This is a genomic window from uncultured Thalassolituus sp., from assembly GCF_950066645.1.
Lineage (GTDB): Bacteria > Pseudomonadota > Gammaproteobacteria > Pseudomonadales > Oceanobacteraceae > Thalassolituus.
Map to the genome: position 1 here is coordinate 43,347 of NZ_CATMFB010000018.1, position 16,923 is coordinate 60,269.

16 protein-coding genes are annotated in these 16,923 nt (G+C 46.3%); 4 read left to right on the plus strand and 12 right to left on the minus strand.

Annotation, left to right across the window (positions count from 1 at the left end; genetic code table 11):
* Positions 1-148: 148 nt before the first annotated feature.
* The 9 genes from Q1L85_RS14820 to Q1L85_RS14860 form a co-directional block, all read right to left on the minus strand.
* On the minus strand, positions 149-1,315 hold the full coding sequence (locus tag Q1L85_RS14820; RefSeq protein WP_300433492.1) for a nucleotide sugar dehydrogenase: 1,167 nt from the start codon (positions 1,313-1,315) through the stop codon (positions 149-151).
* Between the two features lie 111 nt (positions 1,316-1,426).
* Positions 1,427-2,869: a mannose-1-phosphate guanylyltransferase/mannose-6-phosphate isomerase gene (locus Q1L85_RS14825; protein ID WP_300433493.1), complete on the minus strand. Its 1,443-nt coding sequence runs from the start codon at positions 2,867-2,869 to the stop codon at positions 1,427-1,429.
* A gap of 4 nt (positions 2,870-2,873) precedes the next feature.
* Positions 2,874-3,356, minus strand: a complete 483-nt coding sequence (locus tag Q1L85_RS14830; RefSeq protein WP_300433494.1) for a glycosyltransferase — start codon at positions 3,354-3,356, stop codon at positions 2,874-2,876.
* Between the two features lie 727 nt (positions 3,357-4,083).
* Entirely contained in the window at positions 4,084-5,271 is a 1,188-nt protein-coding gene (locus tag Q1L85_RS14835) for an acyltransferase (RefSeq protein WP_300433495.1), read from the minus strand.
* A 70-nt stretch (positions 5,272-5,341) separates the two neighbouring features.
* Positions 5,342-5,800 (minus strand): UDP-N-acetylglucosamine--LPS N-acetylglucosamine transferase, encoded by a 459-nt coding sequence (locus tag Q1L85_RS14840; protein ID WP_300433496.1) that lies wholly within the window; start codon positions 5,798-5,800, stop codon positions 5,342-5,344.
* Between the two features lie 7 nt (positions 5,801-5,807).
* Positions 5,808-6,686, minus strand: coding sequence for a dTDP-4-dehydrorhamnose reductase (gene rfbD / locus Q1L85_RS14845; protein WP_300433497.1), 879 nt, complete (start codon positions 6,684-6,686; stop codon positions 5,808-5,810).
* Positions 6,683-7,237 carry a dTDP-4-dehydrorhamnose 3,5-epimerase gene (rfbC, locus tag Q1L85_RS14850; protein WP_300433498.1) on the minus strand — a complete coding sequence of 185 codons (555 nt, stop codon included), beginning with the start codon at positions 7,235-7,237 and terminating at the stop codon, positions 6,683-6,685. Before rfbC ends, rfbD begins: the two co-directional genes overlap by 4 nt.
* Positions 7,238-7,239: 2 nt before the next feature.
* Positions 7,240-8,118: a glucose-1-phosphate thymidylyltransferase RfbA gene (gene rfbA / locus Q1L85_RS14855; protein WP_300433499.1), complete on the minus strand. Its 879-nt coding sequence runs from the start codon at positions 8,116-8,118 to the stop codon at positions 7,240-7,242.
* A gap of 32 nt (positions 8,119-8,150) precedes the next feature.
* On the minus strand, positions 8,151-8,975 hold the full coding sequence (locus Q1L85_RS14860; protein ID WP_300433500.1) for a glycosyltransferase family 2 protein: 825 nt from the start codon (positions 8,973-8,975) through the stop codon (positions 8,151-8,153).
* Positions 8,976-9,226: 251 nt separating this feature from the next.
* Here Q1L85_RS14860 and Q1L85_RS14865 point away from each other — a divergent pair, with 251 nt between their 5' ends.
* From Q1L85_RS14865 to Q1L85_RS14875, 3 genes are read left to right on the plus strand one after another with little or no spacing between them, the layout of a single operon-like run.
* The gene (locus tag Q1L85_RS14865; protein ID WP_300433501.1) at positions 9,227-10,501 is read left to right on the plus strand and encodes an alginate lyase family protein; all 1,275 of its coding nucleotides are present in this window, start codon (positions 9,227-9,229) and stop codon (positions 10,499-10,501) included.
* A 26-nt stretch (positions 10,502-10,527) separates the two neighbouring features.
* The gene (gene rfbB, locus Q1L85_RS14870) at positions 10,528-11,583 is read left to right on the plus strand and encodes a dTDP-glucose 4,6-dehydratase (RefSeq protein WP_300433502.1); all 1,056 of its coding nucleotides are present in this window, start codon (positions 10,528-10,530) and stop codon (positions 11,581-11,583) included.
* Positions 11,584-11,605: 22 nt separating this feature from the next.
* Entirely contained in the window at positions 11,606-12,787 is a 1,182-nt protein-coding gene (locus Q1L85_RS14875) for a glycosyltransferase family 4 protein (protein ID WP_300433503.1), read from the plus strand.
* 199 nt (positions 12,788-12,986) lie between these two features.
* Here Q1L85_RS14875 and Q1L85_RS14880 read toward each other — a convergent pair whose 3' ends face one another.
* Positions 12,987-13,436, minus strand: a complete 450-nt coding sequence (locus tag Q1L85_RS14880; RefSeq protein ID WP_300433504.1) for a DapH/DapD/GlmU-related protein — start codon at positions 13,434-13,436, stop codon at positions 12,987-12,989.
* Positions 13,437-13,493: 57 nt separating this feature from the next.
* Between Q1L85_RS14880 and Q1L85_RS14885 the strand changes: the two genes are divergently transcribed.
* On the plus strand, positions 13,494-14,612 hold the full coding sequence (locus Q1L85_RS14885) for an acyltransferase (protein ID WP_300433505.1): 1,119 nt from the start codon (positions 13,494-13,496) through the stop codon (positions 14,610-14,612).
* 11 nt (positions 14,613-14,623) lie between these two features.
* Here the strand turns inward: Q1L85_RS14885 and Q1L85_RS14890 are convergent, their stop codons facing one another.
* Together Q1L85_RS14890 and Q1L85_RS14895 are read right to left on the minus strand one after the other, a co-directional pair.
* Entirely contained in the window at positions 14,624-15,439 is an 816-nt protein-coding gene (locus Q1L85_RS14890; protein WP_300433507.1) for a hypothetical protein, read from the minus strand.
* Positions 15,440-15,443: 4 nt separating this feature from the next.
* On the minus strand, positions 15,444-16,922 hold the full coding sequence (locus tag Q1L85_RS14895) for an oligosaccharide flippase family protein (RefSeq protein WP_300433508.1): 1,479 nt from the start codon (positions 16,920-16,922) through the stop codon (positions 15,444-15,446).
* Between the last annotated feature and the right edge of the window lies 1 nt (position 16,923).

A 16,923-nucleotide genomic window follows, 5' to 3' on the forward strand; every position in this document is an offset into this window, starting at 1 on the left:
GCGTTCGCAGGGATGACAGGGTATTTCAAGCAGCCTCTGTCATTCCCACGAAAGTGGGAATCCATATGCATTCTTACGCTGGATCCCCGCCCTCGCGAGGATGACAGGATATTTAAAGCAGCCTCTACAATCTGATGACGGGGCCGAATCAATCAGAGCCAAACAGGTCCCGGGTATACACCTTGTCAGCCACGTCGCGGATATCATCCGACAAGCGGTTGGCCACAATGACGTCAGCCTCGGCTTTGAAAGCCTCAAGGTCATTAATAACGCGGGAATTAAAGAAGTTGTCTTCTTCCAGCACGGGTTCGTAAACCACAACCTCAATACCCTTGGCCTTGATTCGCTTCATAATGCCCTGAATAGCAGACGCCCGGAAATTGTCAGAACCTGACTTCATCACCAGACGGTAAATACCTACTACCTTCGGGTTCTTGCGGATCACAGAATCAGCAACAAAGTCTTTGCGCGTACTGTTGGCATCAACAATCGCCCGGATGATATTACTGGGCACGTCCTCGAAGTTGGCGAGCAACTGTTTGGTATCTTTTGGCAAACAATACCCTCCGTAACCGAACGACGGGTTGTTGTAGTGATTACCAATTCGGGGGTCGAGACCAACGCCTTCAATAATCTGACGACTGTTCAGTCCGTGTGTTTCAGCGTATGAGTCCAGCTCGTTAAAGTAAGCCACCCGCATTGCCAGGTAGGTATTCGAAAACAGCTTAACAGCTTCAGCTTCAGTTGAATCCGTAAACAGTACCGGAACGTCCTCTTTCACTGCGCCTTCAAGCAAGAGATTCGCGAATTCCTGTGCCCGTTCAGACTGCTCTCCGACAATAATCCGGGAAGGATAAAGATTGTCATAGAGCGCTTTCCCTTCACGCAGAAATTCTGGCGAAAAGATAACATTGTCGGTGCCCAGCTCTTCTTTTAACCGTGCAGTGTAGCCAACCGGAATCGTAGATTTGATGATCATGACCGCATCGGGATTAATCGCTACGACATCCTTCACGACACTTTCGACAGAGCGGGTGTTGAAGTAGTTGGTAACAGGGTCATAGTCAGTCGGTGTGGCGATAATGACAAACTTCGCCCCTGCGTATGCTTCTGCTTTGTCCAGTGTCGCCCTGAAATTAATCTCACGGTTAGCGAGGAAGTCTTCGATTTCAGCATCCACGATCGGAGACTGCTTGTCATTCAGCAAAGCCACTTTCTCTGGGACGATATCTACCGCAATAACTTCGTGGTTCTGCGCGAGCAGCATAGCGTTAGACAAGCCTACATACCCTGTACCGGCAATCGCAATTTTCATATCAGTGTTGTTCCCTGAACAATGTGAAAAACAAGTGGATGTTACCACTCGAAGGAGTTACCCGCGAGACAGAATAGCCGCTCTGTCTTATCAGCAACATCGCGTTCCTGATCAGGAACGATGATAAGGATCATCCAGACGGACAATATCATCTTCACTCAGGCGACTCCCGGTCTGGACTTCAATCACTACCAGGTCTTCAGCGCCCTGATTGATCAGCGCGTGTGGAACTCCACAAGGTACAAACACTGACTCATTGGCCCCAAACTCATGGGTGTCGCCGCCGATCTGAGTGGTCGCAACTCCAGAGACTACGATCCAGTGCTCTGCCCGGTGCTCATGCTTCTGCAGAGACAAACGCTCGCCGGGGTGCACACACAAGCGTTTCACCTTAAACCCGACAGCATCATCCAGGGTTTCATAGAACCCCCAGGGGCGATGAACCCGCACATGCTCACGTGTTACGCCAACATTATGCTGACGTAACCTCTGAACCACCGTTTTTATCTCCTGCTCGCAGGACCGCTCCGCCACAAGGAGCGCATCACCTGTATCAGCAATAAGAAGGTTATTTACACCAAGCGTGGCGATTAATCTCCCCGAGGAATGAATCACGGAGTCTCGCGTCTGCTCGCACACCACCTCACCGTGACCCAGCAAGACATTACTATCGCCTGTAGGTGGCTGCGTTGCCGCCAGTGCACTCCAACTACCCGCATCGCTCCAGCCGTTGTCAATTCTGGCCATCAGAATTCCAACGCCATCCGCGGCGGCAGAGAGAGGTTCCATCACGGCATAGTCGAAGGAATCTGAACGACATTGTGTGAAGCCAGACTGATCAAGTCGGAGAAAATCGAGATCCCGGGAGGCCCCTTCCAATGCGCCCACGCACGCCTGCAGGATGTCTGGGCAATACCTGGAGAACAACTGCAAAAAAGTATCGCCGGTGGCGACAAACATACCGCTATTCCAGGCATAGCCGGGATCTTTGATCAACTCGCTGGCCAGCTCAACAGGAGGTTTCTCGATAAACCGTTCAACACTCCACAACTCACAATGGCGAGACTCAAACGCTTCGCCGCACTGAATGTACCCATAACCCGTCGCAGGATGATCAGGCTGCACACCCAACACCCCGATTGATTCACCAACTACTTCTGAGGCCAATGCATTAACGGCCACCTGCAGGGGGTTAACATCCTCCATAACGTGATCCGATGCCATCACAACCATGACGGCATTCGGAGCATTCAAGCTCTCAGACAGGTAGGCAGACGCCACCGCAATAGAAGGTGCAGTATTCCGTCCACATGGCTCCAGAATGATATGCGCCTCGACACCCAGCTCGCGAAGTTGCTCAGCAACAAGAAAACGATGATCCTCGGATGCCATAACAATGGGCTTTTCTTCAGAAAGAGATCCAGCCCTCAGAATGGACTGCTGAAAAAAGCTTATATCAGAGCCAAAACGCAGGAACTGTTTGGGGTGAAGCTCCCGGGATACAGGCCAAAGGCGGGTGCCGCTGCCACCAGCCAGAATAACAGGAACAAGCATAGAGTCAGTCTGAAAGTAGTTCTTTCAGAGCGTCAGTAAATTCTTTCGGAGCGAACTGCGATGCCTGTTGGTAAGAGGTGTCGGAAGCACTATCCAGAAAGCGACCAATTGCCACATTCAAGGCTTCATCAGACTCGACGACCTCGATATTGGGAAAATCGCAGAAGCGCTTAGCCGTCGCCACCTGGTGATCGTTTCTATGTTCGCCGAAGCGAAACTGCCGAGGCATCACAATCAGAGGCTTACCATACTGCGAGGCGGTAATGATGGTCCCCATGCCCGCATGTGCGATCACCAGATCAGCCTTCTGAATTAACGTGTCAGCCTCTGCAGGCGAGACAAAAGCCTCTGTCCGGATCGCCGGATAGTCGCCGTCATCGGGACCAATCTGAGCAAACACATCATAGCCCTTCTCTGCGGCACAATCGTTTATCGCCTTGATGAGACGAGGAAAAGGCAACTGAGTCCCTACTGTGACGTAGATCATATAACTAACTCCGAATTTTTAAGCCTCAACCAAGTAATTAGCTGTACTCCAGAGAGGCCTCGAGGGCATCGGAAGTACTATGGAGCGGCAAGTTAGTAACCGCAAGACATACAGTTTTCATTCCCGTACTTGAAGGTCACTCTTTAACTATCACATTAAAAGGGGTTCTGATTTTTAAGTGATTCCCGGGATAGTTGCTTTTTGCTCACGATAATCAAATAGTACTAACTGACTGTTTTTTCCCGTCTAACCGCAAAGCTTAATAAAGCACTAAACCTCCGTACTCTGTGTTACAAGTCTACGTCTCATTCTTGAATTATGGAACCGTTCGATATAATTAATTATATCCAATTCTACTCAACCCTGAGCTCGGTAGTTTCTTCAGGTTAACCATTCCCATTTTGTTACTCCAAAACAGTTTCCGCATGCGCCCTCCCAGCACAAGACCCACTGCACTCTTACTGCTCACCAAGGAAGTTTTTTAACAGGCGCCGAAGTTGCCAGCGGTAATGGTCTAGACAAGCATCTCAAACTACAGGGGCCGAATCCTAATCACATAGCGATATCTAAATGCAATCAGCCAGTAGCGATTCATTGATTGACAGCGTAAATCTGATTAATCAGGATCAGCGTTTACTTATAACATCGAACCCTAATACTAACACCCACTCTAAACTCAATGACGGCAACCCAAATAAAACGGTGAAGGGGGGGGGGAATCAAAAATCTATTTTCCATTAAACCTAAACACACTAAAACTGGAGATGAAATTTGATAGCAAATATCTTTTACCGTAGAGTATCGCTGGTTTCTCTATAAACCAAAAAGTAAAAATAGATAGCAAAACAACAACAATGCCAACCAAGGGCATGTACATATAATATTCGGACCTAGACAGCTCAGTCACAACATCGTTGAAAAACACACTAAACAGCACATACAGAACCATTCCATGCAGCAGATAAATACTATAACTAACTTCCCCTAAAATTATAGACCCCCTCAGTTTCAGCAAACCAAAGATATCGACACCAAAAACAATTAGAACAAAAAATAAAGATATCAATATAAAATGTAAAAAATCAAAAGTATCCGGATAAAACACCGCACATAAAATTAAGACAATTGATAGGGACGACCAGTAACCATTAGAGAAGAACTCGGAATAGCTTCCCTTCAATTCATCAACAACCCATGCAACAAGAGACCCGAAAGCAAAAAAATAGATATATTTTGTCGACAAACCAATCGCATAAGAAGGATAGTAGTATAAGTATATAGACAGCACCAGGAATAATAGTATAGAGAAAAAACCAAGTCTTACAAAAAGGGCTGAAACGAGCGGAAGAGAAAGATAAAAAATCCATTCATACTTCAACGTCCAATGAACACCTGAAATAATTAACTTAGTATCCTCATACGTATTAACTTCCCCACCCCAAAAAAACACCCACTTAAAAACCTGCAATAGTATCGTAGAAAAATCTACTAGAAGCTTAAAATCCGTTGCCCAAAAAGCAAAGAAAACTATCATAACAACTGTTGAAATATACAACGGCATTATTCGAAAAAAACGTGACTCATATAAACCTAGCCAGTTAGTCCTACCCTTATCAGAGATTATTTTCGAAAAAAACAGAAACCCCGTAATCATAAAAAATATGGCAACACCTACCTTACCCATATTTTGAAAGTAAATTTCGTCAGCACTGAAAAACTCACCAATCGTTTTCCACTTATATGTAATAACAAAATGATGTAAAAACACAGCCAAAGCTAGGTAACCGCGCAAACCATCTAGAGTCTCAAACCTTGACTTTCTATCACCCACATAACTAAAGCCATCAAATAGAGAAAATATTTTTGCAACGAAAAAACATGCGACCACTGTACATAAGATTAATATCAACTCCATTAGTGCAGCCTTAAATTCTCATTATTTAGTATTCTTATGACGCTTAGCTCTCTTAAGGATAGTCGCTTCTTCATATCACCCGCCCCCTATACTCGAGGCCTGGATACTTTTCTGTCAGGTGCTCCCACTGGGTCAACCAATGATCAGCCACCTTGCCAGCTTTGCTACCGGCTCCTGATAACTCATCTGCATTAGCGATACTGTCTATCCAGATGGTTTTTACTCCGAGCAGCTTCCCACACAGAAGCACCGCAAACCCAGGTGCTGCCCCGGTAGTAATAATGTGCGTCGGACGTTCTTTCAGTACCAGGAAAAACGCTTTCAGTAACACCCACATCAACTTGAGTTTTTTATCCAGGTTGGCGTCCGGAAGACAGCGGAAATCATCCAGGTTGAATGCAGACGCCAGCCCCGGATTAGTGGACACATATACTACCGATGCCCCCTCAAACGCCGGTCGCAGGCGCATTAACTGAATCCAGTGGCCACCTTCGGAGGCGACCGCCATTATCTTCCGCTTTCGATCCATGACTTCCTCACTCAGAGACAGTATTTAAGACGTGATTCAGGCCTGACCGCCAATCTGAGGGCGCAATTCCCAACGCGTTTAACTTAGAACAGTCGAGTACAGAAAACGCAGGGCGTTTTGCCGGTGTCGGATACGCAGAGCCCGGGATCGCCTCGAGTACTGGTGCTTCAGACATCAAGCCCTTTGACACCGCCATGGCATGAATTTCACGAGTGAAGCTCCACCAGTTCACTGCCAGGTCACCTGCAAAATGATAAATACCGGCTTCGGCTTTACCATCACGAGCCATCGACACCAGGCGGATCAGGCAGTCTGCAATATCGCCCGCATAAGTCGGACAGCCAAACTGGTCAGCAACGACCGACAGCTTGTCGCGCTCACGGCCGAGGCGCAGCATAGTTTTAACAAAGTTATTGCCGTATTCACTGAACACCCAGGCTGTCCGGACAATAAGGTGGCGGCTGGTGCCAGCAGTCACCAGCTTCTCACCGTCAAGCTTAGTTGCGCCATACACAGAACACGGAGACACCGGATCTTCTTCGCGATAGGCAATACTTGCAGAACCATCAAACACATAATCTGTAGAAACATGCGCAAGCCAGATCCCTGCCTTTTCACATGCGGCGGCCAGAATACCTGACGCATCTGCATTGACACGAGCAGCAACAGCCTCATCTGACTCGGCCTTATCAACCGCTGTATAAGCCGCTGCATTGATCAGAACGTCTGGTTGATATGAGGCGAGTTCAGCGGCGACGGCTGCCTCGTCAGTGATATCCAGGATATCGGCATCCACTGCTCTGAATTCATCACCAGGCCGAAGCTGAAGGCGATCCTGAAGACAGCGACCAAGCTGACCGTTTCCACCAGTGATCAGCCACTTCATTCTGCCACCCTCAGAGAAGCCAGAGACCCCGCCTCGCTGTCTTTTGCCGACAGCTGTGGCGCCCCATCCAGTTTGTCCAGTGGCCACTGGACCGCAACTTCAGGATCATCCCAGGCAAGACTGCCCTCATCAGAGGGGTCGTAATAGTCAGTACACTTGTACTCAAAATCAGCAACATCAGACAGAACTACAAAGCCATGAGCAAATCCTGGTGGTACCCAGAACTGGCGTTTGTTTTCTTCGCTCAGAATGACGCCTTCCCACTGGCCAAAGGTCGGAGAACCTTGACGAATATCCACCGCTACATCGAATACTTCCCCACGAACAACCCGAACCAGCTTGCCTTGGGGCTTAGTTTTCTGGAAGTGCAATCCACGAAGAACACCTTTGGCTGAACGAGAGTGATTATCCTGTACAAACGGCAGATCTATTCCGGCCTGTTCTCTGTATCTGTCGGCCTGAAAGGTCTCAAGGAAAAACCCGCGCTCATCACCGAAAACTTTTGGCTCGATGATGACAACACCTTCCAGAGAGGTTTTGATGACTTCCACAATCAGCCCTCCGCCGCAAGCTTAAGCAGGTACTGGCCGTAGCCTGTTTTCTTCAGACCTTCTCCACGTTGAACCAGCTCATCAACGGTGATCCAGCCCTGATCAAAGGCGATCTCTTCAAGACAGGCAACCTTCAGTCCCTGACGGTGCTCAATGGTCTGAACGAACGTCCCGGCATCGATCAATGAATCGTGCGTGCCAGTATCCAGCCACGCAAACCCCCGCCCGAGCACCTCGACATTCAGCTTACCCATTTCGAGATATGCGTTATTGACGTCGGTGATTTCGAGCTCTCCACGAGGAGACGGTTTAACCGCTTTGGCGATATCGACAATCTGATTGTCATAGAAATACAAGCCCGTAACCGCGTAGTTTGACTTCGGCTTCGCTGGCTTCTCTTCGATAGAAAGCGCCTTACCCTCGCTGTCAAATTCAACGACGCCAAAGCGCTCCGGATCACTGACGTGATATCCGAAAACAGTCCCACCCTCAGCGCGGGCAACGGCCGCTTTCAGCTTGTTGCTGAAATGCTGGCCGTAGAAGATATTATCCCCAAGTACCAGAGAGGCCGGGCTGTTACCCAGAAACTCCTCGCCGATCAGGAAAGCCTGCGCCAGACCATCGGGGGACGGTTGAACAGCATAAGAGATCGCGATACCAAACTGACTGCCATCGCCCAGCAACCTCTGAAACGAAGGCATATCTTCAGGGGTAGAAATGATCAATACGTCACGGATACCCGACAGCATAAGCACTGACAATGGGTAGTAGATCATTGGCTTATCGTAAATTGGCAGCAGTTGCTTAGAGACACCCATGGTGATCGGGTGCAGACGAGTGCCAGAGCCACCTGCCAGAATTATTCCTTTGTATTGATTCATCGGGAATCCTTAATTTCAGTCATTTCAGTACATTAGCGGGAGGAGTGATCGACTTCCCACTCGTAATTATCCAGGTTCTGAAACTGCTTTCGCGCACGCAGACGGAAAACAGTCACGAAACCCATATACACAACGGCTGACAGCCAATGCCGGCTAAACAACAACGAAGGGAGAATGGACCCATAATCCGGTGCAGGCTTGTCATAGCCCAACTTACGCGCCTTTAACTCGATGTTACCCAGGCGAGCGCGGGTTTTGATCTTAATAAGGGACTGCACCGTACGAGGCGCTGCGACATAGACAGTCGCGCCCGGCACATTGCCCAGCTCGTGATCGTAAAAGTGTGAGCGGACATAACCGTCATCAGCAATTACGTCAGGGAACTCGCCAAAGCGCTTACGCCCTTCCTCACTGATCACAAAAGTGCAGGTCGCAATCACGCCTTCACGGATGTACGGCAATCGTAACCAGGCATCATAGAAACGACGCACTAACCATGGTGACTGGCTGGTATCAATCTGTGGTTCTGGTGCAGCCAGTAACAGGTTCTGTTCTTTCATACCTTCGCAGATCTGCTTAACCGCACCATCGGAGATAGCGATATCGGCATCAATGTAAAACACAGGCCAGGAGGTTATATGCTTCTCAGCTTCGTTCAGGGCATTAACCTTGGATGGTTTTGCGATATCAAGACAAACAACGGTGGGGTATTCACGTCGAACGATGTCGACGGTATCGTCACTACAGCCATTACAGGCAACGATGATGGTGTCGAGACCTTCCTGACTAATCAGACTATCCAGACAACGGCGGATCACTGACGATTCATTGTGGGCGGGAACAATGGCAGTCGCCATCTACACTTCTCCATTGCATCTGATCAGGCGACGGCCTGATCGTCCTATCGGGTAATGCTGCGCATGGTATCACGAGGCATACGAAAGAGCACCGTTCGCTCTCTGACTAACTGCGACACTCGCACAATAGTGACATTTCCCAAAGAAGGTTGGTCTCGGTATTGTTTACCGGTAGAATCACACCAACATGGAAGGGTCAGAATAGATCAATGTCTTCATATCGAGTGCAATTCAGCGTCCTGAAAAACGTAATGACAGTAGTCACTGCTCTTTGCCTGATTTCCTGCTCCATGCCCAGCACAAACATACACATCACCACCAGTCTCGCAAGCCCACTGACGACAAAAGAAGCAAGAACGGCCCCTTCTTTCAACAAAGCTCTGAACGATCTGAAGGGCTATCTGAAGTCAAGCAGTGCGGCCGACCCATTTAACCTTGAGGGTGAGACGTTCAGCTTCGACTGGTGCACTGACCGCCCCCGACGGAACAAGTCATTAAAAGACCTGGTAACCCGGCTGGAAGAAGACTCCCAGAAAGCCCGAAACTTCGCTCAACTTTACGTTATAACCGGCTCTTATGAAGCTTTTTCCGCATCACTGGACATCATCCTGGCATGGGCGAAAGACTCTACACTACTCAACACTTACCACTGGGGAGTCGATCACAGCAGTAGCTCCTTCCCTGGAATGGAAGAGGGGTTCTGTAACCGCTCATGGAATATGATGCTAGACAGTATCTGGCAAACATATGGACTTATAAATTTTAGCGAAGCGTACAGCATGCTGGCGAATTCGGGATATGCAGCAGTTCGACATACTGATATACAAACAGTAAGGTCATGGATAGCGAACGAACTGGTGCCGGCCGTTAACTCTGGATTTCATGTCTGGACCAAATTCGCGGATACACACCCCCTTTCTGCTGCTTACGAGCGTTATCGATCTGACAATCACTTATCCTGGTGCCTCGCAGGCTTAGCAACGGCAGGGCTGGCGCTGAACGACAAAGCCCTACTTGACTATGTTTATTACGGTACAGCCTACGACGACGGCGTATCAGGACCTTACGAAAACCCTTCATCACTGATCAAGCTGATCCCGTTTGCTGTAAAGTCTACCGGTGAGATATATGATGAGTCTGTGCGAGCCTCGCAACACAAAGGATTCTTCTACGGAAACTTCAGCCTGTGGGCTCTTGTGATTACGGCAATCAACACTGAGAAAGCCGGATATCCGCCAATATGGGAAAAAGAATTCACTGAAAACTCTGGATCAATCGCGTCTGCACTGGATCGCTACGCCCCATATGTAGCCAACGAGCTGACCATTAAAGACATTGAAGAAAAGACCAAGCCTGAGTTTTTCAGCTTTGTTTACCGGTTGATACTACCAATGGATTGGGTTAGAGAAGATAGAAAAGAACTCTACCGAAGTGCAGCTATGACGGGCAAATCACAGAATATAAGACAGGGCTTGGGAAGTATTGATCTGATTACAGAGCTCCCCCCAAAAACAGTAAAGAATTAAGTTTAAAGATACAGGATAGAAAATTAATGAAAATTTTAGTCACCGGCGGTGCAGGTTTTATCGGAAGTGCCGTTGTAAGACATATAATCGAGAATACAAACGATGAAGTCGTCAATGTGGACTGCCTGACCTACGCGGGCAATCTCGAGTCACTCCCAGGTGCTACAGAATGTTCGCGCTACGTTTTTGAGAAAGTCGATATCTGCAACAAAGACGAAGTTATGCGCGTATTTGAACAACATAAACCCGACGCGGTTATGCACCTCGCCGCAGAAAGCCATGTCGACCGCTCTATTGAAGGCCCTGGTGCCTTTATCCAGACAAACGTCATAGGCACATTTAACATGCTGGATGCCGCTCGCGGGTATTGGAGCGCACTACCGCAAGAGCAGAAAGCAAACTTCCGTTTTCACCATATTTCTACCGATGAAGTGTATGGTGACCTTGAAGGTACGGATGATCTGTTCACAGAGACTACGCCTTACGCCCCAAGCTCTCCCTACTCTGCCAGCAAAGCCAGCTCAGACCACCTGGTGCGGGCCTGGGGCCGCACCTATGGACTTCCTGTCATTGTTACGAACTGCTCTAACAACTACGGCCCCTATCACTTCCCCGAGAAGCTGATCCCTCATATGATTCTTAACGCTTTGCACGGCAAAGCGCTACCAGTATACGGCGACGGCATGCAGATTCGTGACTGGTTGTTTGTAGAAGACCACGCTCGCGCTCTTTATAAGGTAGTTACCGAGGGCGAGATCGGTGAAACATACAATATCGGTGGCCACAACGAACAGAGCAACATACACGTAGTGAAGACTGTTTGCTCTCTGCTTGAAGAACTCGCCCCTCAAAAACCTGAAGGCGTAGAAAAGTACGAGGACCTTATCACCTTCGTTAAAGACCGCCCTGGGCACGATGTACGCTACGCAATTGATGCTTCAAAAATTGATAAAGAACTCGGGTGGAAACCCGAGGAGACGTTTGAGAGTGGGCTGAGAAAGACAGTACAATGGTACCTCACCAATGCAAAATGGTGGCAAAATGTATTGACTGGAAGCTATAAACTAAACCGCATAGGTTAATAAGTACTTTGGTATCAAGCTCATGAACAAGAATGCAAAGAACCTTAAATTTGTTGTGTCGACAATAGGTGATCCAACGTCAGCATCGACGTATTCTGGCGTTCCATATCAGCTATTCAAAGCAATGGATAAAGCTTCCTTGATAAAGCAGCGAATAAATGGGTACGATATCAAGAAGCTGGATTATTTCTCAGGTTTTTTCGATATAAAAAAATCATTCACAAAGAAAAAACCATATCGAAATGCACTCTGGCGATTTCGCCAAGCAACAACTAAAAAGCTATCAACAAGAATAGACAAGAAATTAGCCAACCAAGAGTTCGACGTATTCTTTCAGATTGGTTGCGGAGGGCTGCCATCGAGAAACTGCCTGAAAGTTGCGCACATAGAAATTCCAATCTGCCTGGCGATGAGTGACGAAGTCTACGCTAAATCATATGGCTTCTATGATTTACCCAAAAGCATTATAGAAGATGCACTTTCCGGGGAGAGTGAATTCATTGACCAGTGTGACTTGATATGGACTAATACACAATGGACGGCTGATAACCTCAGAAAAATCGGGCTACCAGAAGAAAAATTGCTAGTATTTCCCCCATGCATTAACACCACCTCGAATAAAGCCTACCGTAAACCTGTGCTTTCTGAGCCTCGACTACTATTTATCGGAAAAGACTGGGAGCGCAAAGGTGGCCCAGAACTTATATCGGCTTTCGAGTTACTGTTAAAAAAATACCCTAAAGCTACGCTAGATATCGTCGGTTGCGAGCCAGCTATCAATAACAACTCAGCCAATGTTCATGGCTTTATCGACAAAGGAACGAAGTCTGGAAGAGAAAAACTTGATCAGATTATACGATCCAGTAATATTTTTTGCATGCCATCACAGTGGGAAAGTACTGGTATAGTATACTTCGAAGCTATGGAAAATTCCTTACCTGTAATTATGGTTAAAGGCCAGGGAAGAGAAGATCTATTCGGTGAAATATCGTTAATATTAGAAGACTCAAAACCAGAAACTATCGTATGCGCTATTGACTCCCTCATCAGCAACCAAGGCTCTACTACACGCATGACAGAGAAAGCATACGAAGCAGTGAAGAAAACATATAATTATGATAATTTTGTTCGCGTACTAACAGATCGCATCCATGCAATCCGGGAATTAAACCCCGCTGCTGTACCCAGCGATAAAAATAATTAAATAGTAAGTCCACTAAAATACAAAAAATTAAAGATGGTGCTTTTCCCAAGCACTACTTAATTTTAGAAAAGCAAGCTTTGTCGAAAGCACAACATCTAAAACAACCCACTCTATACGACATTGTTATGGCGAACAATCACTTGCATATTCCTTTGTAATAATCACGAATGGCACTCATAGAAGAACCCCTCAATAGATTCTAATGATTTCGTAACTTACTTATTATTCCTAGCTTGCCCGTTGAAACACTTTTTATCACTCTGGCAGGATTGCCTGCAACCAAACAGTTGGAAGGAACGTCCCGACTTACAACAGATCCTGCAGCAACGACGACTTCATCTCCAATTGAAACCCCTGGGAGTATGATTGAACGAGCACCAATAAAACATCGCTGACCGATATAGACGTCCTTGTGCACGAGTCGCGACATATCATGAGCCAAAATAGCTGCATCAAATGCAATATAAGTGTCATCCCCAATGTGAACGCCACGCGGATTCGTTTTATCCAGCTTAGCATTCAAAGATATCTTGACACCGCGACCTATATCCATCCCATAAAACTTACGATAGAAATTTATTCGTATATCTAAAATAAAATTTCTGAGCTGAACATTAATGAACCACCAAACCTTACCTTTACCGGCCATAAAAAAGTCCTTTAATTCGTAAAACATGATAATATCACTCGGACAGGCATGCACGCCATGCTTCACTTACTTAAAGTAACGTATTACTTGCGAAAAGTGCCAATAGATAGGTGTCCGGGACTGACCATGATGTTATCTAGCTACACAGCAGGAAGAGAAAACAACTTCAATTTAATACGATTCATTGCGGCCTTCGCTGTTTTAGTGAGCCACAGTTACGCGATACACTTTGGGTCACCTGAACTAGAGCCATTACACCACTTGCTAGACCGCAGCCTGGGCTCGTTTGCTGTAGATATCTTTTTTGTCACCAGCGGCTTCCTTATATATTCAAGCTTGGATAGAAGACCTTCACTCAGAGACTACGCCTTATCGCGGTTCCTAAGAATCTATCCCGGCCTATTTATTATGATTCTTATTACTGTGTTTGTACTAGGCCCTATCGTCACAAACCTTTCAATGACAGACTACTTTTTATCTACCCAAACCCTGGTATACACACTCAAGAATTCAATACTGATATTTCGAGCAAACTACGAACTGCCCGGTGTATTCAGTGAGAATCCCCTCGGAACTGCAGTGAACGGGTCTTTATGGTCACTTCCCTTCGAATTATATATGTACATAACACTCCCAATCATCATAATCAGCGGAAATTATGTATCCAGAAAACTAAAAGAAAACCCTGAGTATTCAATTTTACTATTCTTAGTATTAATAAGTGCCTTTCGCCACCTAGTGGAATTCAATAGTCTTTTCATTCATAAATTCCTTGTCCTAAGTGAGCTATTCTTTTCAGGGGCACTTATATATTCAATAAGAAAATCCATACCTATCAACTACTTATACTTCACCGCATCTCTGACTCTCGCACTTATCTGCATTGCAATCAATGAGACGAGCAACGTTATTTTCTCTCTCACACTCTCGTACATGATAGTATGGATATCCTACAAACCCGCCGGAGTAATACGAAGATTCAACAACATTGAGGATTATTCCTATGGACTCTATATCTATGCTTTCCCAATACAGCAGACAATTACACACTTCGATATAACGAGGAATGTTTCCACACATATACTACTAAGCTTCATATTCACCTTAGGGTTTGCCATGCTCTCTTGGAAAATTGTAGAGAAAAGAGCATTGACATTTAAGAAAAATCTAAATTGAAAGATCATATACTAGTAGATATTTAGAAAAGAACGCACTTGAAAAAAAGCCAATTCAGATAGACAACGAATTGAAGTTCTATCGTAGTCCATACAAGTTCGGTAACTGAAATTTTCATCCCTCATTTCGCCATTGATCCTTACCCTACTGGCATTAATAAAAATTGGCCTAACCTGGACTTTTTCGCATTCTAATCTGAACTTCAGCAGGCTCTCGGCATGAAGTGAATGATGGGACTGCGCATAGTCAAATACGCTTTCTATTCGTTTACCATAGGCAGTAACCGCACGTTTACTGCATATTGAAAATCGGTCATTCAAGCCACCAAACCACTGCCACGCCGGCACCCAAGCAACTGCATCTCCGCATGTCGTGGCTTTTGTCAACAAACTGACAGGAAACCCCTGATGATAGAATAGGTCAGGCCTCAGGAACAACACCGCATCGTACGCAAAGCCAGAACTCGTTACGAGCTCAGTAACCTTATGAAGGGAGTTGAGCTGATGTATGAGATTATTAAGCGACTGAAAATTATCACCCCAGGAATCACCAAAAGCTTTTATCTTCTCAAAATTCCACTCATCCAGACAGAAATCGGGCTTCTCAATACTCCCCTGAAAATCAGCAAAGTAATCGTACCAAGCAGAAGGAAAATCCCCCTTCTCTCCTGAGCGAGGATTAATCACCTCAGTCTTATGATAAAAGTGATAAAAGCACTTCAACTCAAATGACTCAGAAATCGGCTTCAGAATTTTGGATGCTAACTGCGGAAAACAGATGTTCGCAGACCTTGGAATGCCATAAAAGGCAACAGCTATACGCTTCATTAAATTACCTCTTCTGTAAAAACACTGAGAACTGACGGCGTATTTCGGAGAAGCAAAGAAGAATAGGAGCCAAACTAAACATAATCGATAACAAAAAACTCAGCACCAGATCTGCGTAGCTGTTTATCGAATAATAGGAATTTGCATACGAAACAGTGTAAACAACCACGAAGCACCACGATACTACCATGGCGAGGTCAAGAACTATCCTGAACACAGGTATCTCAACATTCTTATCGAGAATAATAAAAGTAAAGTATAGAAAAATCATTATTAGGAAGTTTATGAGTACCACCCAGGCTAAAACTACAGCACCAGACATAGCACCGTATGCAGAGCTAACTGTCAAAACAAACACAGAGACTAGTGCAAGAGTAGACAGGATCTTCGAGTTCCCTATCGAGGTGTAGGTCCACCCCACCACCGATAGAATAGTCATTGCGATACTCGCTAACGCGAGCACACTGAACACAGGAGCGGACATCAACCATTTTTCGCCCAGGACACTCCCCAGCAAGAGTTCCGAGTATGCACTCGCCCAAAGCATGGCCGGGCATATCAGAGATACTAGTAGCACCATTACAGTTCGCACTACCGATCCAAAACGGTCGTTTTCGTGATGGTAAACCTTACTGAAGTGAGGAATTATCGCCCCACCAATGGGGGACAAGAGCTGCATGGAAGGAAGCATCATAATCGATACTGCCATCGCGTAGTAACCAAGAACTTCTGGATTCTGATGATAGCCGAGCATCCATTTATCGATACTCTTGTTTAACACATTGACTATCTGAAAAACAATTATATAAGCTGAAAAACCCATAATGGTCTTAGCCATAGTTGTATCGACAAAAGGAACTCCCGGCACCCAACCGGTTGCAACAACTACAACGGTGGTATGAACCAATTGCCTTATAACAGGAATTGCCACTAGCGCCCAATACTCTCCGCCCAGGTATGCAATATATACAGACCCAAGAAGGCTGGAGACAGCGGCAATAATTTCAGCTATACCGTATATATCCTGGCGGTGAAACTTCTTAGTTAATGCGTTGTGCTGACTCCCAATTGATGAGAAAAGAATAGAGAGCGCCAGTACGGAAAGTATGAGTATCAGCCTATCATCTTTAAACACCCAGGCAGCCAAAGGCGAAGCAAAAATCACAACACATGCAACACTCAACCCCGTTATCAAGGCGAGCCAGAAGCTAAGTGTTAAATTACGTTGCGTCACCTGCTTCGATTGCAGTGTATATGTTGATACGCCTCCGTCAGCGAAAGCACCAACGAGAAGAATAATAGGCGTCGCAATCGCTACAAGGCCAAAGTCTTCCGGGCTAAGAAACCTTGCCAGTAATAACGCCCCAAAGAAACTAGCCATAAGACGCGCCAGCCCAGAGCCTATCGCTATCCCAGCACTTTTCACCGCAGTATTGGCATTCGTCCGATCATTATGGGCCCAGATCGGTAAACTACTTTTCATA